Here is an 18,011-nt window from a genome sequence, read left to right as displayed (position 1 = left end):
ACCGTTGTGCCGGGCGGGCCCGTGCTGCGACAGATCGTCCGGCCGCGCGTCGGTCCGCCATGCCGTGCGTTGGAACGGAGGAGGGCGGTCCTATGATGGCCGCTCCGCATCCGCGAAGAGGAGACTCCCCCCATGCCCAAGACCCTGCGACATCTGGCCGCCTGCGCGCTGCTGGCCCTGGCCCCGCTGGCCCAGGCCGCCTTCCCCGAAAAACCCATCCGCATCGTGATCGGCTTTCCGGCCGGCGGCCCGCTGGACCAGCATGCGCGCCTCTTGGCCGACAAGCTGCAGGCGGTGCTGGGCCAGCCCATCGTGGTCGACTACAAGTCCGGCGCGGGCGGCACCGTGGGGGCGCAGGACGTCATGAAGGCGCCCGCCGACGGCTACACGCTGATGCTGGCCAACACCGGCGTGATGGTCATCAACCCGGCGCTGTACAGCCGCCTGCCCTACGCCACGCTCAAGGACTTCACTCCGATCGCGCGCACGGCCATGCAACCGCTGGCCCTGCTGGTCACGCCGCAGCTGCCCGTCAAGACGCTCAAGGAGTTCGCCGACTATGCGAAAGCCAAGCCCGGCCAGGTCAACTACGGCTCGGCCGGCAACGGCGGCATCAGCCACCTGGTGCCCGAGATGTTCAAGAACGCGGCCGGGCTGTTCATGGTCCACATCCCCTACCGCGGCAGCGCGCCGGCCTTCACCGACCTCATGGCCGGGCAGGTGCAGTTCATGGCCGAATCCATCCCGCAGGCGGCGGCCTACGCCAAGCAGGGCAAGGTGCGCGCGCTGGCCGTGACGAGCCGCGAGCGCAACCCGGCGCTGCCCGAGGTGCCCACCGTGATCGAGTCCGGCTTCAAGGGCTTCGAGGTCGTGGGTTTCTACGGCTTCCTGGCGCCGGCCGGGCTGCCGGCCGACGTGACGGCCAAGCTCAGCGATGCCTTCGGCCAGGTGCTGAACAACCCCGAGGTGAGGAGCCGCATGGTGGCGCAGGGCGCCGACCCGGCCTACCTGGGCAGCGCGGACTTCGGCAAGTTCCTGGCGGCCGAGATGCCGCGCTGGGCTGCCGCGGTGAAGGCCTCCGGCGCCAAGCTGGACTGATAATCGCGCGCTTTCTCCAGTCCTTCGGCGCACAGACCATGACCACCTTCGGCACCCCCCTGTCCTCCCACGCCACGCGCGTCATGTTGCTGGGCTCCGGCGAACTCGGCAAGGAAGTGCTGATCGCGCTGCAGCGGCTGGGCGTGGAGGCGATCGCGGTGGACCGCTACGACAACGCGCCCGGCCAGCAGGTCGCGCACCGCGCCCACACCATCGCGATGAGCGATCCGGCCGCGCTCAAGGCGCTGATCGAGAAGGAAAAGCCCGACTGGGTCGTGCCCGAGATCGAGGCCATCGCCACGCCCGCGTTGGCGGAGCTGGAAGCCGCCGGCACCGTGCGCGTGGTGCCCACGGCGCGCGCCGCGCGGCTGACCATGGACCGCGAAGGCATCCGCCGCCTGGCCGCCGAGACGCTGGGCCTGGCGACCAGCCCCTACAAGTTCTGTGATTCCTTGGAGGAACTGCACGCTGCCATCGACGCCGGCATCGGCTACCCCTGCGTGGTCAAGCCCGTCATGAGCAGCTCGGGCAAGGGCCAGAGCAAGATCGACGGACCGGCCGATGTGCGCAAGGCCTGGGAGGTCGCCATGGCCGGCGGCCGCGTGAGCCATGGCCGCGTGATCGTCGAGGGCTTCATCGATTTCGACTACGAGATCACCTTGCTGACCGTGCGTGCGCGCGCCGCCGACGGCAGCGTGCAGACGCAGTTCTGCGACCCCATCGGCCATGTGCAGGTCAGCGGCGACTACGTGGAGAGCTGGCAGCCGCACCCCATGCACCCCGCCGCGCTGGAGAAGGCCCGCGCCATCGCCAAGGCCGTGACCGACGATCTGGGCCGCGGCCTGGACGGGCAGCCCGCAGGCCTGGGCCTGTTCGGCGTGGAGCTGTTCGTCAAGGGCGAACAGGTCTGGTTCAGCGAAGTCAGCCCGCGCCCGCACGACACCGGCATGGTGACCATGGTCACCCAGTGGCAGAACGAGTTCGAGCTGCACGCGCGTGCCATCCTGGGCCTGCCCGTGGACACCAGCCTCAAGACCCCGGGCGCCAGCGCCGTGGTCTATGGCGGCGTGGATGCCCAGGGCATCGTGTTCGACGGCGTGGCCGAGGCGCTGCAGGTGCCGGGCACCGAGATCCGCCTGTTCGGCAAGCCCGAAAGTTTCGTCAAGCGCCGCATGGGCGTGCTGCTGGCGCGCGATGCCGACGTCGAGCAGGCCCGCGTGAACGCCAAGCGCGCCGCCGCGCTGGTGCGGCCCCGCACCGCCTGAGCTGCCAGGGGGCCGCGTCAGCCCAGCGAGCCCACCATGCCGTCGACCAGCCAGTCGATGCCGCGGATCTGCGCCTCGGCCAGTGTCTCGCCGGCGGCGACCCGCACTTTGCCGGCCGTGTCCCGCAACGGCCCTGCGAATGGGTGCAGGCGGCCCTGCGCGATGGCGCGTTCACGCTCGGCGACCTGGGCCAGCGTGGCGGCCGGCACCGCGGGGTTGTAGGGCGCCATCTTCACCACGCCGGACTGCAGGCCCAGCCAGCGCTCGGACGGCTTCCAGCGGCCCTCGAGCACGCGCCGCGCCGCGTCGATGTAGACCTGCGCCCAGTCCAGCGTGAACGCGGTGAGCTGGCGCGTCGGCCCGACGGAGCGCATGTCGCTGGCATAGCCGATGGTCCAGGCGCCGCGCTCCTCGCCCACCTTCACGGTGGTGGCGGTGTCGGTCATCGAGACCAGCACATCGGCACCGGCGTTCAGCAGCGTGGTGGCCGCGCTCTGCTCCTTCGGCGGGTCGTACCAGGAATTGAGCCACAGCGTGCGGCAGCGCATGGCGGGGTTCACGCTGCGCGCGCCGATCAGCAGGGCGTTGGCCGGCCCCACGATGTCGGGCACCGGAAAGCCGCCGATGAAGCCGATGGTGCCGCTCTTGCTCATGGCGCCGGCCAGCACACCGGCCAGGTAGGTGCCCTCGAAGTAGCGGGCCTCGAAGGTGCCCAGGTTGGCCAGGGTCTTCAGGCCCGAGCAATGCTCGAAGGCGACGTCCGGGAAATCGGCCGCCGCCTGCAGCATGGGCTGCATGTGCGAGAAGCTGGTGCCGATCACCAGCTTGTGGCCGCTGGCAGCCAGTTCGCGGAACACGCGCGCCGCATCGACCGGGTTGGACATGCCCTCCACGGCACTGACCTGCAGGCGGCCGGGAAACGCCTGCTCCATGGCACGCCGCGCCAGGTCGTGCTGCCGGGTCCAGCCGACCGCGCCCAGCGTCGACACGTAGACGATGCCGACCTTCAGCGGCGCCGCCTGGGCCCGTGCCGGCAGGCCGGCGCCAGCCAGCGCCAGGGCGCCACCGTGGCGCAGCAGCTGCCGGCGGGTCGAGGGGAAAGGAGAGGTATCGGGTGCCATGCTGTCTTCGTGGTCGTCGGTGGAAAGGGATCAGGCAGCCGCCTGGCGGGCCGCGCGGCCCAGGGATGTGCCGTAGGACCAGCCGCCCTGGACCAGCCAGCGCCGGTAGGCGATGGACATCCGGTCGGCCGCCTGCGGCAGTTCGGCGCCGGGCTCCAGCGGCAGCCAGCGCGGCGACTGCGACTCGACGATGGGCACGTCCTGCTGGAAGATATCCGCGTTGAAGTCGTGCAGAGCCTGGTCCGATGCGCTGGTGTTGCCATCGAATACGCTGACCAGCCAGGCGCGCGTGCGGCACTCGTCCACGGGTGCCAGCGCCAGCAGCAGGTGCAGCACCTCGGGCACGGCGCCAGGCCGCGGCGCCGTGCGCTTGGTCAGCATGGCGACGATCGGCCGGCGCACCTCGTAGACGTACTCGACCTCGTCGCCCTCCTGGCCCGGAAAGCCGGCCGGTTGCCAGGCGAAGCAGTCGCGCGCGACGACGCCCTGCGGCGAACTCTCGACCGCGTAGCCGCGCACTTCGGTGTGCGCGAGGTCGCCCAGGATGCCGCCATGCACGAATGCGAAGTGGGCCATGTCCAGGAAGTTCTCCACCAGGCGCGGCGCCGAGGTCCGCACCTCCAGCGGCGCGAGATGGATGCAGCGGGTACCCGGCAGGTCGTATTCGGGGAACAGCGCCAGTTCGCGCGCCGGATCGTCCAGGCAGGCCCACACGATGCCGTAGCGCTCGCGCACCGCCAGCGCACGGGCGGCGGCCTTGGCGGGCGGTTCGAAACCGGGATGGGCCGGCATGCGCTGGCAGCGGCCATCGCCGCCGAAGACCCAGCCGTGGTACGGGCAGACCAGCGTGTCGCCCACCACCTGGCCCAGCGACAGCGCTGCGCCGCGGTGCGGGCAGCGGTCGCGCCACACATGGGCCTGGCCGGCGGTGTCGCGCCAGGCCACCAGTTTCTCGCCCGCCAGCGTGAACGCCAGCGGCTGCTGCACGCAGATGGCAGAGGCATTGGCGACCGGCAGCCATTCGTGGCGCAGGGGATCGTGGTCGGGTGTCGTGCTCATGGCGGTCAGCGTACTGGCGCGCCGCTTGCACGCATAGGCCACGGACCGGGAACAATCGTCCCAAAAATGGAACAGCCCCATGGACATCAAACTGGTGGAAGCCTTCGTGCTGCTGATGCGCAGCGGCAGCCTGACCCGGGCCGCGGCCGACAGCGGCGTGCCCAAGGCCACGCTGAGCCGGCAGGTCGCACGGCTGGAGGAACTGCTCGGCGTGCAGTTGGTCGTGCGCTCGGCGCGGCGCCTGTCGCCCACCGAGGCCGGCCGCGCCTTCCATGCCCATGGCGAGCGGTTGTTGGTGCAGCTGCAGGACGGCCTGGCCTCGGCACAGGCCCAGGTGCGCGACATGGCCAGTGGCGATGCGGGCAGCCTGACGGTGCTGACCGACACCCACTTCAGCACCACCTTCCTGTGCGGCATGGTGCGCCGCTACATCGACCAGCACCCGAACGTGCGCTGCACGCTGGCGATTGCGGACCGGCCGGCCTCGCCGGCCATCGACACCGTCGATTGCTACCTCTGCTCGGAGCCGCCAGACCTGCCCCACCTCGTGGCCAAGCCGCTCGGCCGCCTGGCCTACAGCCTGTACGCGAGCCCGCGCTACCTGGCGGGTCACGCGCCGCCGCAACGCCCCGCAGACCTGGCGGACCATGTGGCGGTGGTGCTGCGCGAACGCTTGGCGGGCCGGGCCGGGCTGCAACTGAATGGGCGCGACGCGTCTTTCACCTGGACCCCGCGCGTCGCCGCGGACACCAACGACTACTGGGTGCTGAAGACCTTCTGCCTCGACGGACTGGGCATCGCCGCGCTGCCGGACTTCTTCTGTGCGCCGGAGGTGCAGGCCGGTGGCCTGCGCGTGGTGCTGCCGGGGTGGCACACCGAGCCGCTGCGGGTCTATGCGGTCTACCAGAAGCAGCGCTTCATGGCGCGCAAGCTGCGCGGCTTCATCGACATGATCGCAGGCTGCATCGACGAGATCGCGGAACTGCACCAGTACGTGGGCAGCCCGGGGCGCGCGCCGCGCGGCGGAGGGCCTGCGCCATCGCCAAGGCCGTGACGACGACCTGGGTCGCGGCCTGGACGGCCATTTCTCGGCTTCCGAAAGCCCTTTGCCGCCGCGGCTAGCATGCCGCGGCTATGCAGACGCAATGGAATGCCTTGTTGGCCTGGACCGATTCGTCGGCGCTGGGCTTGTTGGCGGCTGCGGCGGTCGCCGTGGTGCTCGCCTGGATCGCCCACCGCGCCGGCGCGCTGGTGCTCGCGCGCGTCACGCGCGGCATGCCGGTGGCCTCCACCGTGGTGCGTTTCGTGCGGCCGGCCGCGCGCTGGTGGCTCATGTTCCTGGCCTTGCAGGTGGTGTGGCAGGGCGCGCCCGACGACATCCCCCTGATCGGCTCCATCCGCCAGCTCAACAGCCTGCTGCTGCTGGCCTGTCTGACCTGGGTGGGGCTGCGCGCCGTGGCCGGCGTGGGCCAGGGCGTGGTCGACCAGCACCCGCTGAACGTGGTGGACAACCTGCATGCGCGGCGCATCCACACGCAGGCCAAGGTGCTGTCGCGCACCGTGATGGTGGTGGTCGGCCTGGCCGGCGTGGCGCTGATGCTGATGAGCATTCCGGGCGCCCGCCAGTTCGGCGCCAGTTTGCTGGCGTCCGCGGGCGTGGTCGGCCTGGTGGTGGGCATGGCGGCGCAGCCGGTGTTCGGCAACCTCATCGCCGGGCTGCAGCTGGCGCTGGCACAGCCGATCCGGCTCGACGACGTGCTCATCGTGCAGGGCGAGTGGGGCCGCGTGGAGGCCATCACCGGGACCTACGTGGTGCTGGCCATCTGGGACCAGCGCCGGCTCATCATTCCGCTGCGCTGGTTCATCGAGAACCCGTTCCAGAACTGGACGCGCACCAGTTCGGACATCATCGGCACGGTGTTCCTGTGGGTGGACTACCGGCTGCCGCTGGAGCCGCTGCGGGCCGAGGCGCAGCGCCTGTGCGAAGCCTCGCCGCACTGGGACAAGCGGCTGTGCCTGCTGCAGGTGACCGACACCACCGAGCGGACCATGCAGCTGCGGCTGCTGTGCACGGCGTCCGATTCGGGCAAGGCCTGGGACCTGCGCTGCTTCCTGCGCGAAGGTCTGATCGCCTTCATCGCGCGCGAGTACCCCGAGCATCTGCCGCTCACGCGGGCTGAATTGCGCGGTGGCGAGCCGCCGCAGTCGGTCACGCAGGGCCTGGCCGAGCGGCCGCTGCCGCCCGGCCCGGCGCAGCCCATGCCGCCGGTGCAGCCGCAGCCGCCTTCGCCGAATCCGGTCTGAGCCACACCGGACGGTTCAGCGCCCGCCCGCCGGCCGCGGCGGCAAGGCCTTGAGGTACAGGTACAGCGCGTCGGCATCGGTGGCGCTCATGGCCTGCAGCGAGCCGAACGGCATCACCGGGCTCACAGCCGTGCCGTCCGGACGCTTGCCCGTGGCCAGCATGCGGCGGAACTGCTCGGCACTGGCATAACGCGGCATCACGCTGCCCTCGCCCGAGGTCAGGTTCGAGGCCGCGGGCCAGTCCGGCGGGCCGCCGGGTATCCTGCCACCCGACAGACCGGGGCCGTGGCAACCCAGGCACATGTTGGCCACATAGGCACCGTGCGCGGGCGTCACGCCCTCGGCCACCGGCTGCTGCGGCGGCAGGCGGTGGTCGATCTTCTCGTAGGCATCCTGCACCACGCCCAGTGCATAGAGCAGCTTGACGGGCGGTGGCAGGCGCACGGCGCCGGGCTCGCCGTCCACCGCTGGCAGCTGACGTACATGGGCCACCAACGCGGCCAGATCGTCGTCGGTGAGGCGGTTGTAGTCCTCGCTCGGCATGACCAGCGCGGGCCGGCCGTCGCGCTTGACGCCATGGCGCAGGATGCGCACCCAGTCGATGCTGCGGTAGCCGCGCACGGCGCTGTGCGCGCCCGGTGTCAGGTTGGGGCCGCGCACCAGCATGCCGTTCGGGTCGTCGATGAAGGTACGGCCGGCGCCGTTGGCGCCGTGGCAATCGACACAGCCGCGCGAGGCGAACAGATAGCGTCCGCGTTCCACGCTGGCTGCATCCTCGCGCAGGGGCACATCGGCCACCTGCAGCACCAGCTGGCGCTGCATCTTGCGCTCGGCCAGCCGCATGCCGGCCGCCACGGCCGCGCCAGCCAGCAGCGCCAGGCCCAGGGCGCCCCACAGGCTGCGGCGCAGCCAGGGCCTCACAGCGCGTCTCCGCGTGCGGCGCTGCGCGGCTGGCGCCCGCGCAGGCGGGCCTTGAGCAGTTCGCGGGCCATCTTGAGCTTCAGCCGCAGCCGCGGCCGGTGCCCCCAGGCGCTGGTCTGCTGGGTGTGCATGGTGCGCCAGCAGGCGGGGTCGATCTCGCGCGTCTGCGCGCCGATCTCGAAGGCGAAGCCGGATGGCGTCTCGCCGTAGAACGACAAGGTGCCGTCCGGATCGGGGTGCTGGCCCAGTTCGAGCGCCAGTGGCACCCCCAGCGCCCCGGCGCGTTCGAAGGCGCGGCCCACGTCGCGTGTGGCGCGTGCCTGCAGCATGAAATGGTGGATGCGCTGGGACCCGGGCACGTCGAACAGGGCGAGCGAGTGGTGGCGCCGGTTGCAGTGCAGAAAGGTGCCGCGCATGTGGACCGGGCCGACGCGCGTGTCCAGCCGCTCCGTCACGCCGAAGCCCAGCAGGCCGTAAAAGGCCTCCATGGCCGACAGCTCGTGCGCGACCAGCACCACGTGTCCCAGGCCCAGGGCGCCTGTCTCGAAGCCGTCGGGGAAGGCCGCGCTGGCGAACGGCGTGGCGGCCTGCTCCAGGCCCAGGCACAGCTCGACCCGGCCCTGGGCGGGATCATGCAGCCACCACAGGGCGCGCACGCCGCGCTGGCGGCACAGGGCCGGGTCGGCCGGACTGGGGGCGTGGCCGGCGTCGCGCAGGCGTTCGAGCAGGCGGTCGAGATGGGCGGCGTCGGCGCACTCCAGGCCCAGCGCCAACAGGTCGTCGCGGCTGCCTGGCACGGTCACGAGGCGCTGGCAGGCCCCGTCCACGCGCCAGCCGGCGCTGCCGTCGGCATGCAATGTGGGTGCGGGCAGACCCAGCATCTCCTGCATGAAGCGCTGCCAGCGCGCGGGTTTGCGGACCTCGAACACGAGGTAGGCGAGGCGAAGGGGCATGGCCATTGCGGTATCCTCCTAAAAAGTGATGAAGAAAGCAAAATTGAACTTGCTATTCAAAAATGAATTCTGATCCCGTTTTTGGATGGTCGTCAATGCCGGCGCTGCCGGAGCCGCTTGCGCATTTCCTCCTTCCTGAGGATGGCGAGCGCCCGCCCAAGCGCGAGCGCACCCGGCGCCAGCTGCTGCAGGCGGCGGTACAGGTGCTGTCGGCGCGTGGCCTGGCCGGCACCAGCATCCAGGAGATCGCGCGCGTGGCCGGCATGGCGCCGGGCACGGTCTACAACCACTTCCGCACGCGGGAGGAGATCTTCGAGGCGCTGGCCGTGGCCTTGTCCACCACGCTCAACGAGCGCGTGGTGCAGAGCTACCAGGGCATCGAGGACGGCGCACAGCGCATGAGCATCGGCATGCGCCGCTTCCTGTGGCTGGGCGAGACCAGTCCGGCCTGGGCGCTTCTGCTGATGCAGCTGTCGATGGCCTTCCCGCAGGTCATCGAACTGATCAAGCCCTATTCGCTGGGCGACCTGCGGCTGGCCCGCTCGCAAGGGCGCTTCCGGGTGGCGGACGAGGAGGCCGCCATCGACATGGTGTTCGGCACCTGTTTGCGGGCCATGACGCGCATCGCTGAGGGCGAGGTGGCCGCGCCGCAGGCCTATGTGTCCGAGCTGCTGCAGATGGTGCTGTGCGGCCTGGGCATGGCGCCGGCCGACGCGGCCGAGGTGATGGCGCGGCCCTTGCCCCCCTTCGCGTTGCCGGCCGCGCCGCTGGCTGCGAGGGCGCGGCGTCGCCTGGCCTGAGCGGCGATCAGCCAGCCGGCTGGCCGGCGCCGGCGCGCAGGCTGTCCAGCAGCAGCCGTGCCGCTGGCGTGAGCGCCTTGGCATCGCGCACCGCCAGCACGAAGCGCCGGCGGGCCCAGTCGTCGGCCAGCGGCACCACCGCCAGGCCCAGCGGCTGCTCGAACAGCCGCGCCTCTTCGCGCGGCACGATGGCCAGTGCCAGCTGCGCGGCGACGATGCGGCAGGCCGCGTCCACCGTGGCCACCTGCAGCCGCGTGCGCAGCGGCTTGCCGGCGATCGCGGCCTGGCGCTGCTGCGTGGTCTTCATGATGCTGCGGCCCAGGATGTCCACATGCTCGTGGTCCAGCGTGTCGGCGAAGCGCAGGCGCTTGCGGCCGGCCAGCGCGTGGCCGGTGGGCAGCACCACGGCCAGACGGTCCTCGCGGTAGGCGAAGCGCTGCAGCCGGCCCAGGTCGACCGCGTCCCAGCACACGCCGATGTCGGCCCGGCCTTCCTCCACGCCGCGCACCACCTCCCAGATTTCGCGCTCTTCCATGCTCACGCGCACCTGGGCGTACTCGCGCGCGAAGCGGCCCACGTCCGCGGGCAGGAACTGCGCCAGTGCCGACATGCTGGCGAACACGCGCACCTGGCCCTGCACGCCCTCGGCATAGGCCGTGAGCTCGGCCTGCATGCGCTCGAGCAGCTGCAGTGCCTCGCGCGCGTAGCGCCACAGCGTCTCGCCGGCCGGCGTCAGGGCCACGCCGCGGCGTCCGCGGGCCAGCAGCGGGGTGCCGGCCTGGGCCTCCATCTGCGCGATGCGCTTGCTCACGGCCGAGGGCACGATGGCCTCGCGCTGCGCGGCCAGCGCGATGTTGCGCTCCTCGCAGACGGCGACGAACAGGCGCAGGGAGGTCGGGTCGTAAGCATGCATGGCATCTCGGAATGGAATCTCAAGCGAGAAAACATACCACTTCAGAGATTGCAGGATCTTGCCTAGCATCGACCCACTTCAACAGGAACCCGCCATGCGCATCGTCAACATCCTCGAACGCACCGCCCCGATCGCCTCGCCGATCGCCAACGCCTTCATCGACTTTTCCAAGATGACACTGAGCCTTGTGGCCGTCGTCACCGACGTCATCCGCGACGGCAAGCCCGTGGTCGGCTACGGCTTCAACTCCAACGGCCGCTACGGCCAGGGCGGGCTGATCCGCGAGCGCTTCGCGCCGCGCATCCTGGAGGCCGCGCCCGACAGCCTGCGCGACGATGCGCGCGACAACCTGGACGCGCACAAGGTCTGGGCCACGATGTTCAAGAACGAGAAGCCCGGCGGCCATGGCGAGCGCTCGGTGGCCATGGGCACCATCGACATGGCGGTCTGGGATGCCGTCGCCAAGATCGAGAACAAGCCACTGTTCCGCCTGCTGGCCGAGCGCCAGGGCACGCAGGCCGACCCGCGCGTCTTCGTCTATGCGGCCGGTGGCTACTACTACCCCGGCAAGGGGCTGGAGGGACTGAAGGCCGAGATGCAGGGCTACCTGGACCGCGGCTACACGGTGGTCAAGATGAAGATCGGCGGCGCGCCGCTGGCCGAGGACTGCGCGCGCATCGAGGCCGTGCTCAAGATGCTGCCGCCGGGCTGCCAGCTGGCCGTGGACGCCAACGGCCGCTTCGATCTTCCGACGGCCATTGCCTACGCCAAGGCGCTGCGCCAGTACCCGCTGTTCTGGTACGAAGAGGCCGGCGACCCGCTGGACTACGAGCTGCAGGCGCGCCTGGCCGAGCACTACGAAGGCCCCATGGCCACGGGCGAGAACCTGTTCTCGATGCAGGACGCGCGCAACCTGGTCCGCTACGGCGGCATGCGCGCGGACCGCGACTGGCTGCAGTTCGACTGCGCGCTGAGCTACGGCCTCGTGGAGTACCTGCGCACGCTGGAAATGCTCAAGGCCCATGGCTGGTCCTGGCGCCGCTGCGTCCCGCACGGGGGCCACCAGATGTCGCTCAACATCGCGGCCGGCCTGGGCCTGGGCGGCAACGAGTCCTACCCCGACCTGTTCCAGCCCTACGGTGGCTTCCCGGACGGCGTGCGCGTGGAGGCGGGCCACATGACGATGCCGGAGCTGCCGGGCATCGGCTTCGAGGGCAAGTCCGATCTGTACGCGGAGATGAAGTCCCTGGCAGCCTGAACCCACAACCAGGAGACACCCATGCGCATTCCTCTTCTCGGCGCGGCGCTCGCGCTGCCCATGGTCTTTGCCGGCGCGGCAGGCGCCGCGGACTACCCGGCGCCGCAGAAGAAGGAATGGGTGCTCAACGACTTCCGCTTCCACACCGGTGAGGTGCTGCCGCAGCTGCGCCTGGCCTACACCACGGTGGGCGATCCCCAAGGCGAACCGGTGGTGGTGCTGCACGGCACGGCCGGGTCGGGCGAGCGCATGCTGACGCCGGCCTTCGCGGGCGAGCTGTTCGGCCCGGGGCAGCCGCTGGATGCGCGCAAGTACTACATCATCCTGCCCGACGCGATCGGTGCCGGCGCGTCCAGCAAGCCGTCCGATGGCCTGCGCATGGCCTTCCCCAGGTACAACTACGAGGACATGGTGCAGGCCCAGTACCGCCTCGTGCGCGAACACCTGGGCCTGGGCCATGTGCGCTTGGTGCTGGGCAATTCCATGGGCGGCATGCAGGCCTGGATGTGGGCGCAGAAGTATCCCGGCTACATGGACATCGCCGTGCCCATGGCCTCGGTGCCGGCGGCCATGTCCGGGCGCAACTGGATGATGCGCCGCCTGCTGGTCGAATCGATCCAGCGCGATCCGGCCTGGGCCAACGGCAACTACACCGCACAGCCGCCGGGCCTGGGTTTTGCGCTGGCCTACTTCGGCCTCGCAACGAGCGGCGGCACGCAGAAACTGCAGAACGATGCGCCGACGCGCACGCAGGCGGACGCACTGGTGGACCGGCAACTGGCCGCGTCCGCCGTCGGCGACGCCAACGACCACATCTACCAGTGGGACGCGTCGCGCGACTACGATGCCTCAGGACAGCTCGAACGCATCGAGGCGACGGTGCTGGCCATCAACTCCGCCGACGACGAGCGCAACCCACCGGAGCTGGGCCTGCTGGAGCAGGGCATGCGCCGCGTCAGGAACGGCCGCATCCTGCTGGTTCCGGCCAGCGCGCAGACGAGTGGGCATGGCACGACGGGGCAGGCCCGGTGGTGGAAGGACGGGCTGGCCGAGGTGCTGCGCAGCGTGCCTCCCGGCGCCGCGCGCTAACAGCCCGCGGCGCTACAGCCAGTTGCCGCTGCCCTGCGGCATCTGGATCTGCTGGGCCGGGTCGCTGCCGCCGACGAAGGCGCCGATCACGATGCTGAGCACCGAGACGAACAGGCTCGCGAACACGGCCGTCCAGAAGCCCGAGATCCGGAAGCCCTTGACCAGCGCCGCCACGAGCAGGATCACGAGCGCGTTGATGACCAGCAGGAACAGGCCGAAGGTCACGAGCGTGAGCGGCAGCGTCAGCACGATCAAGAGCGGCTTGACGATGGCGTTGGCAAAGCCCAGCAGCAGCGCGGACACGACCAGCGCGCCCGTGCTGTCGAACTTCACGCCGCGGAAGATGTGGCTGGCGACCCACAGCGACAGGGCCGTGATGGCCCAGTGGATCAGGAAGGGAGAGAGCTGGTCGAGCATCGGTGGATGCTAACAGCGCGCCCGGCGGCGGATGGGCGGTGCCCCGGGCGTCAGACCACGGTGTGGCCGGAGCCGCTGTCGCCCATCAAGAGCATGCCGCGGCCGCCGTGCTTGGCCTCGTACAACGCGGCGTCGGCGCGCGCGAGCAGGCCGGCCAGCGTGGCGTCGCCGTCGGTCATGGCGGCCACGCCGGCGCTGTAGGACAGCGTGAAGCCCAGCTCCTCCTCGCTGCGCTGCTGCAAGCGCGCGCGCAGGCGCTGGTCGAAGCCGCTGGCGGTGTGGCGCTGGCTGGAGGGCAGCACCACGCAGAACTCCTCGCCGCCGAGCCGGCCGGCCAGGTCGCCGGTGCGGCGCGTCTCGCGCAGCATCTGGGCGAACAGGCGCAGCGCGTCGTCGCCGCGGTCGTGGCCGTAGCTGTCGTTGATGTGCTTGAAGTGGTCCAGGTCCAGCATCAGCACGGCCAGCGGCTGGCGGTAGCGGTGGGCGTTGGCGAACAGTGCCTCGGCGCGCTCCATGAAGCCGCGGCGGTTCGGCAGGCCGGTGAGGCTGTCGGTGTTGGCCATGGTGCGCAGCCGGTCGTCGGCCTCGTCGCGCCAGGCCACCAGCAGCGCCACCGTGCCCAGCACCACGGCCATGTTGACGGCCAGTGCGGCCGCGATGTTGACCGGGTTGGGCGACAGAAAGGTGGGGTAGGCCGCCGTGAAGAACGCACCGAGCACGCCGCGCGCGGCGGTCAGCACGGCCATGATGGCGAAGCAGGCCAGCAACAGCAGCCGCCAGTGGCGCCCGGCATGGCGGCGCGCGACCAGCGTGGCGCGCGCCAGCAGAACCAGCATGGCGGCCAGCAGGAAGTTGGACCAGCCCACGCGCAGCGGGTAGTGGCTGAAGGAGAAGGCATAGCCCAGCGGCATGGCGACGGCCAGCAGCAGCAGTGTGCGCCCGCCGCGGCGCGGCCCCAGCCAGCCGCTCAGCGCGCGGTGCAGCAGCACCAGGCTGGCCGACAGGCCGGCCATGGCCAGCACCGACAGCACGTAGGAGGACACCAGGTATTCGGACACCACCAGTGCCGTCCAGCCGGACGTGAGCAGCAGCAGCGCCCGCTGCGCCGCGCGGGCGGCCGGTGTCAGGCTCTTGCCCATGACGAGCGGCAAGGCCAGCGAGATGGTCACGAGGTTGACCATCGCCACCGTCATCAGGGACAGCGCGTCGAGCTGCACCGCGGCTTACTGGAACGCGACTTCCGCGAAGCTGCGCAGCTTGCGGCTGTGCAACTGGTCGATGCCCTGGGCACGCAGCAGTTCGGCCGCGCGGATGCCGATGCGCAGGTGCTGGTCCACGCGCTCGCGGTAGAAGTGGTTGGCCATGCCGGGCAGCTTGATCTCGCCGTGCAGCGGCTTGTCGGACACGCACAGCAAGGTGCCGTAGGGCACGCGGAAGCGGAACCCGTTGGCCGCGATGGTGGCGCTCTCCATGTCCAGCGCCACGGCGCGGCTCTGGCTGAAGCGCAGCTGGGCCTTGTTGTCGGGCAGCAGCTCCCAGTTGCGGTTGTCGGTGCTGGCCACGGTGCCGGTGCGCAGCACGCCCTTGAGTTCCGGGCCCTCGAGCTGCGTGACGTCGCGCACGGCCTTCTCCAGCGCGAGCTGGATCTCGGCCAGCGCCGGGATCGGCACCCACAGCGGCAGTTCCTCGTCCAGCACGTGGTCCTCGCGCACGTAGCCGTGGGCCAGCACGTAGTCGCCCAGCTGCTGCGTGTTGCGCAGGCCCGCGCAGTGGCCCAGCATGAGCCAGGCGTGCGGGCGCAGCACGGCGATGTGGTCGGTGATGTTCTTGGCGTTGGCCGGGCCCACGCCGATGTTGACCATGGTGATGCCGGTGTGGTCGGGCCGGATCAGGTGGTAGGCCGGCATCTGCGGCAGCCGCGGCGGCTGCGCGCCGAAGGCGTCGATGTCCTGCGGCGCGAGGTCCTTGCGCCGCGTGACCACGTTGCCGGGCTCGACGAAGGCGATGTACTCGCTGTTTTCGTCGGCCATGGCCTCGTGGCCCATGCGCACGAACTCGTCGATGTAGAACTGGTAGTTGGTGAACAGCACGAAGTTCTGGAACCACTCGGGCGCCGTGCCCGTGTAGTGGCGCAGCCGGTGCAGCGAGTAGTCCACGCGCGGCGCGGTGAACAGCGCCAGCGGCTGCGGCTCGCCCGGCCGCGGGTTGTAGGTGCCGTTGGCGATACCGTCGTCCATGGCCGCCAGGTCGGGCAGGTCGAACACGTCGCGCATGAGGCCGCGGCGCTCCGCGCTCATGCTGCCTTCCACATGGTCGTTCTCGGCGAACGAGAAGTGCACCGGGATGGGCTGGTTGCTGATGCCGACTTCCAGCGGCACCTGGTGGTTCTGCAGCAGCAGGCGGAACTGCTCCAGGTAGTAGTTGCCGTACAGGTCGGGCCGCGTCAGCGTGGTCTCGAAGCGGCCGGCGCCGGCCACGAAGCCGTAGGCCAGGCGGTCGAGCTCGTCCTCGACCTTGGCGCGGGACAGGGTCTCGGTGTGCACGCGCACGAAGGGGTAGCAGGCCCGCACATGGCCCGGCAGCGTCTCGCCGGCCACGAAACGCGCCATGGCCTCGCGCAAATGCTCGATCTGCTGCGCGTAGATGCGCTGGACCTGCGCCAGCGCGGCGGCAGGGTCGGTGTAGAGCGTCGGGGCGATGAAGGGCGGCAGATAGGGCATGCGCCCATTGTGCAGCGCCCCGGCGACAGCTTATTCGGGCGCAGGCTCCCGCAGGGTCACGAATTCCTCGGCGGCTGTCGGGTGGATGCCGATGGTGCCGTCGAACACCGCCTTGGTGGCGCCTGCGCGCAGCGCCACGGCAAAGCCCTGCACGATCTCGCCGGCATCCGGGCCCACCATGTGCAGGCCGACCACGCGGTCGGAGGCGGCGTCGACCACCAGTTTCATGAGCGTGCGCTCGCCGCGGCCCGACAGCGTGTGCTTGAGCGGCTTGAACTCGGTGCGGAATACCGTGACGCGGCCGAATTCGGCGCGCGCCGCTTCCTCGGTGTAGCCCACGGTGCCGACCGGCGGGTGTGTGAAGACGGCCGTCGGGATGTACTCGTAGGACACCGTGCGCGCCGCCTTGCCGGGGGCCGGGCCGAGCAGGTGGTCCACCAGGGCCATGGCCTCGGCCGTGGCCACGGGGGTGAGCTGCATCTCGGTGGACACATCGCCCAGAGCGAAGATGGAGGGCACGCTGCTGCGGTAGTGGGCATCCACCACCACGGCGCCCTGCGCGTCCAGCCGCACGCCCGCGGCCTCCAGGCCGATGTTGGCGGTGTTGGGGCGCCGGCCGGTGGCGAACAGCACGGCATCGGCGTCCAGCAGATCGCCGCCGGCCAGCGTGAGGTGCAGGCCCTTGGGCGTGTGCGCGATGCGTTCGACCTGGGCGTTCAGGCGCAGGTCGATGCCGGTCTTGCCCATCTCGGAGGCGAGGAAGCGGCTGATGTCCTGGTCGAAGGACGAGAGGATGCGCCCGCCGCGTTGCAACTGCGTGACCTCGGCCCCGAGCCCGCGGAAGATGGACGCGAACTCGCAGGCGATGTAGCCGCCGCCTACCACCACCAGCCGCTTTGGGAAGGGGTCGAGGTCGAACATCTGGTCGGAACTCAGGGCCAGCTCGCGCCCCGCGATCTCGGGCAGGAAGGGCGTGCCGCCGGTCGCGACCAGGATGTGGCGACCGGTCATGCGGCGCTGGCCGACCTGCAGCGTGTGCGCGTCCGCCAGCAGGCCCCAGCCCTCGACGACCTCGACGCCCGCGCCCTTGAGCAGGTCGCGGTAGATGCCGTTGAGCCGGCCGATCTCCCTGGCGCGGTTGGCCTTGAGCGTGGCCCAGTCGAAGCGCGGCTCGGGCACGCGCCAGCCGAAGCCCGCGGCCTCCTCGAAGGCCTCGGCATAGCCGGCGGCATAGCTGTAAAGCTTCTTGGGGATGCAGCCCACGTTCACGCAGGTGCCGCCGAGTGCCGCGGCTTCCACGAGGGCCACGCGGGCGCCGCGCTGGGCCGCCATGCGGGCGGCGCGCACGCCGCCGCTGCCGCCGCCGAGCACCAGCAGGTCGTAGTCGAATCGGTCCATGGTCTTGGTCATTGTTGTGGCGGCGGCATGATCGCGCAGATCGGCGGTGGCCGCGCGCGGGGCCGGTTTGCCCGTGGTCCGCACGGGCCCATGGCGCTCAGCCGAAGCGTTGCAGGCCGCCGGTGTGCGACCAGACCCAGGCCGATTGCGCAGGGTCGCCCGGGAAATCGGGCCGGCGCCAGAGCCAGACCGCGGCGAAGTGCTCGGCACTGGCGTAGTGCCTCAGCCAGACCTCGGCGCTGGCCAGCACCTGGGGCCAGGGCGTGGCGAGGTGGTCGGACCAGGCCAGCAGCTCCAGGCGGCTGGCCTCCACGCCGTCGTACAGCCCGGCCTCGGCCTTCTTGAACTTGCGCGAGAACGCATCGACCGCGCTGGCCATGGGGGGCAGCCGGGCCGGCGGGGCGTCGGCCGGCGGCAGCCGCGGCGCCTGGCGTGCCAGCATCTGGCTGTCCTGCTCGGTCAGGCGCACGAGTTCGATGGCCAGCGGTTCGTCGCTTTCGGCCGACTTCGCAAGAATGTCGGGCTCGCGCGCGTTCGGGTTGCCGCTGGTGACCGAGGCCAGGTCGATGTCGGCGCGCCAGCGCTGCGCGAACTCCACGAAGATCGCGCGTTCGAGCGCGGCCTTGGGCAGGTCGGGCATAAGCTAGCCCGGATCTTTCGTGAAGGCAGCGCCGAGGCGGCCACGTGGCTGCGGG

The 18,011-nt window shown here is 70.8% G+C and carries 17 protein-coding genes; 7 read left to right on the top strand and 10 right to left on the bottom strand.

What is annotated here, in order from left to right:
• The first annotated feature begins 132 nt into the window (after positions 1-132).
• Together IE209_RS29815 and purT are read left to right on the top strand one after the other, a co-directional pair.
• Positions 133-1,098 (top strand): Bug family tripartite tricarboxylate transporter substrate binding protein, encoded by a 966-nt coding sequence (locus IE209_RS29815; protein ID WP_189690523.1) that lies wholly within the window; start codon positions 133-135, stop codon positions 1,096-1,098.
• A gap of 38 nt (positions 1,099-1,136) precedes the next feature.
• Positions 1,137-2,363: a formate-dependent phosphoribosylglycinamide formyltransferase gene (gene purT / locus IE209_RS29810; RefSeq protein WP_189690522.1), complete on the top strand. Its 1,227-nt coding sequence runs from the start codon at positions 1,137-1,139 to the stop codon at positions 2,361-2,363.
• 17 nt (positions 2,364-2,380) lie between these two features.
• Here purT and IE209_RS29805 read toward each other — a convergent pair whose 3' ends face one another.
• Both IE209_RS29805 and IE209_RS29800 read right to left on the bottom strand, forming a co-directional pair.
• Entirely contained in the window at positions 2,381-3,484 is a 1,104-nt protein-coding gene (locus IE209_RS29805; RefSeq protein WP_189690521.1) for a BMP family ABC transporter substrate-binding protein, read from the bottom strand.
• Between the two features lie 30 nt (positions 3,485-3,514).
• Positions 3,515-4,543, bottom strand: coding sequence for a Rieske 2Fe-2S domain-containing protein (locus IE209_RS29800; protein ID WP_189690520.1), 1,029 nt, complete (start codon positions 4,541-4,543; stop codon positions 3,515-3,517).
• A gap of 79 nt (positions 4,544-4,622) precedes the next feature.
• Between IE209_RS29800 and IE209_RS29795 the strand changes: the two genes are divergently transcribed.
• Complete coding sequence (locus IE209_RS29795) at positions 4,623-5,597, top strand: LysR family transcriptional regulator (RefSeq protein ID WP_189690519.1); 975 nt, start codon at positions 4,623-4,625, stop codon at positions 5,595-5,597.
• A gap of 80 nt (positions 5,598-5,677) precedes the next feature.
• Positions 5,678-6,847, top strand: coding sequence for a mechanosensitive ion channel family protein (locus IE209_RS29790; RefSeq protein WP_189690518.1), 1,170 nt, complete (start codon positions 5,678-5,680; stop codon positions 6,845-6,847).
• Between the two features lie 15 nt (positions 6,848-6,862).
• Here IE209_RS29790 and IE209_RS29785 read toward each other — a convergent pair whose 3' ends face one another.
• Together IE209_RS29785 and IE209_RS29780 are read right to left on the bottom strand one after the other, a co-directional pair.
• Positions 6,863-7,768, bottom strand: coding sequence for a c-type cytochrome (locus tag IE209_RS29785; RefSeq protein ID WP_189690517.1), 906 nt, complete (start codon positions 7,766-7,768; stop codon positions 6,863-6,865).
• The gene (locus tag IE209_RS29780) at positions 7,765-8,727 is read right to left on the bottom strand and encodes a VOC family protein (protein ID WP_189690516.1); all 963 of its coding nucleotides are present in this window, start codon (positions 8,725-8,727) and stop codon (positions 7,765-7,767) included. Before IE209_RS29780 ends, IE209_RS29785 begins: the two co-directional genes overlap by 4 nt.
• 89 nt (positions 8,728-8,816) lie before the next feature.
• Between IE209_RS29780 and IE209_RS29775 the strand changes: the two genes are divergently transcribed.
• Positions 8,817-9,521 (top strand): TetR/AcrR family transcriptional regulator, encoded by a 705-nt coding sequence (locus tag IE209_RS29775; RefSeq protein WP_189690515.1) that lies wholly within the window; start codon positions 8,817-8,819, stop codon positions 9,519-9,521.
• Between the two features lie 7 nt (positions 9,522-9,528).
• On the opposite strand, the gene IE209_RS29770 is transcribed toward IE209_RS29775, so the two are convergent.
• Positions 9,529-10,434, bottom strand: a complete 906-nt coding sequence (locus tag IE209_RS29770; RefSeq protein WP_189690514.1) for a LysR substrate-binding domain-containing protein — start codon at positions 10,432-10,434, stop codon at positions 9,529-9,531.
• Positions 10,435-10,528: 94 nt separating this feature from the next.
• Between IE209_RS29770 and IE209_RS29765 the strand changes: the two genes are divergently transcribed.
• A complete protein-coding gene (locus IE209_RS29765) occupies positions 10,529-11,692 on the top strand; it encodes a mandelate racemase/muconate lactonizing enzyme family protein (protein WP_189690513.1) in 1,164 nt (387 codons plus the stop codon).
• A 21-nt stretch (positions 11,693-11,713) separates the two neighbouring features.
• Entirely contained in the window at positions 11,714-12,781 is a 1,068-nt protein-coding gene (locus IE209_RS29760) for an alpha/beta fold hydrolase (protein ID WP_189690512.1), read from the top strand.
• A gap of 12 nt (positions 12,782-12,793) precedes the next feature.
• On the opposite strand, the gene IE209_RS29755 is transcribed toward IE209_RS29760, so the two are convergent.
• The 5 genes from IE209_RS29755 to IE209_RS29735 all read right to left on the bottom strand — a co-directional run bounded on the left by IE209_RS29755 (position 12,794) and on the right by IE209_RS29735 (position 17,956).
• A complete protein-coding gene (locus IE209_RS29755) occupies positions 12,794-13,198 on the bottom strand; it encodes a phage holin family protein (RefSeq protein ID WP_189690511.1) in 405 nt (134 codons plus the stop codon).
• 50 nt (positions 13,199-13,248) lie between these two features.
• Positions 13,249-14,415, bottom strand: coding sequence for a GGDEF domain-containing protein (locus IE209_RS29750; RefSeq protein ID WP_189690510.1), 1,167 nt, complete (start codon positions 14,413-14,415; stop codon positions 13,249-13,251).
• 6 nt (positions 14,416-14,421) lie between these two features.
• Positions 14,422-15,918 (bottom strand): AMP nucleosidase, encoded by a 1,497-nt coding sequence (locus IE209_RS29745; RefSeq protein ID WP_189690509.1) that lies wholly within the window; start codon positions 15,916-15,918, stop codon positions 14,422-14,424.
• A 30-nt stretch (positions 15,919-15,948) separates the two neighbouring features.
• Complete coding sequence (gene gorA / locus IE209_RS29740; RefSeq protein ID WP_189690508.1) at positions 15,949-17,316, bottom strand: glutathione-disulfide reductase; 1,368 nt, start codon at positions 17,314-17,316, stop codon at positions 15,949-15,951.
• 97 nt (positions 17,317-17,413) lie between these two features.
• Positions 17,414-17,956 carry a hypothetical protein gene (locus IE209_RS29735; RefSeq protein WP_189690507.1) on the bottom strand — a complete coding sequence of 181 codons (543 nt, stop codon included), beginning with the start codon at positions 17,954-17,956 and terminating at the stop codon, positions 17,414-17,416.
• Positions 17,957-18,011 lie beyond the last annotated feature (55 nt).

The sequence above is a fragment of the Pseudorhodoferax aquiterrae genome, from assembly GCF_014652235.1.
In the GTDB taxonomy this organism is placed as follows: domain Bacteria; phylum Pseudomonadota; class Gammaproteobacteria; order Burkholderiales; family Burkholderiaceae_C; genus Pseudorhodoferax; species Pseudorhodoferax aquiterrae.
Note: the sequence above shows the minus strand (reverse complement) of the source record. Positions and strands in the feature narration are given on the sequence as shown.

Coding starts and splice junctions, on each gene's coding strand:
- gorA (WP_189690508.1), bottom strand. CDS start 17,316: ATGGACCGATTCGACTACGACCTGCTGGTGCTCGGCGGCGGCAGCGGC.
- IE209_RS29760 (WP_189690512.1), top strand. CDS start 11,714: ATGCGCATTCCTCTTCTCGGCGCGGCGCTCGCGCTGCCCATGGTCTTT.
- IE209_RS29805 (WP_189690521.1), bottom strand. CDS start 3,484: ATGGCACCCGATACCTCTCCTTTCCCCTCGACCCGCCGGCAGCTGCTG.
- IE209_RS29765 (WP_189690513.1), top strand. CDS start 10,529: ATGCGCATCGTCAACATCCTCGAACGCACCGCCCCGATCGCCTCGCCG.
- IE209_RS29780 (WP_189690516.1), bottom strand. CDS start 8,727: ATGGCCATGCCCCTTCGCCTCGCCTACCTCGTGTTCGAGGTCCGCAAA.
- IE209_RS29745 (WP_189690509.1), bottom strand. CDS start 15,918: ATGCCCTATCTGCCGCCCTTCATCGCCCCGACGCTCTACACCGACCCT.
- IE209_RS29800 (WP_189690520.1), bottom strand. CDS start 4,543: ATGAGCACGACACCCGACCACGATCCCCTGCGCCACGAATGGCTGCCG.
- IE209_RS29775 (WP_189690515.1), top strand. CDS start 8,817: ATGCCGGCGCTGCCGGAGCCGCTTGCGCATTTCCTCCTTCCTGAGGAT.
- IE209_RS29795 (WP_189690519.1), top strand. CDS start 4,623: ATGGACATCAAACTGGTGGAAGCCTTCGTGCTGCTGATGCGCAGCGGC.
- purT (WP_189690522.1), top strand. CDS start 1,137: ATGACCACCTTCGGCACCCCCCTGTCCTCCCACGCCACGCGCGTCATG.
- IE209_RS29815 (WP_189690523.1), top strand. CDS start 133: ATGCCCAAGACCCTGCGACATCTGGCCGCCTGCGCGCTGCTGGCCCTG.
- IE209_RS29755 (WP_189690511.1), bottom strand. CDS start 13,198: ATGCTCGACCAGCTCTCTCCCTTCCTGATCCACTGGGCCATCACGGCC.
- IE209_RS29770 (WP_189690514.1), bottom strand. CDS start 10,434: ATGCATGCTTACGACCCGACCTCCCTGCGCCTGTTCGTCGCCGTCTGC.
- IE209_RS29735 (WP_189690507.1), bottom strand. CDS start 17,956: ATGCCCGACCTGCCCAAGGCCGCGCTCGAACGCGCGATCTTCGTGGAG.
- IE209_RS29790 (WP_189690518.1), top strand. CDS start 5,678: ATGCAGACGCAATGGAATGCCTTGTTGGCCTGGACCGATTCGTCGGCG.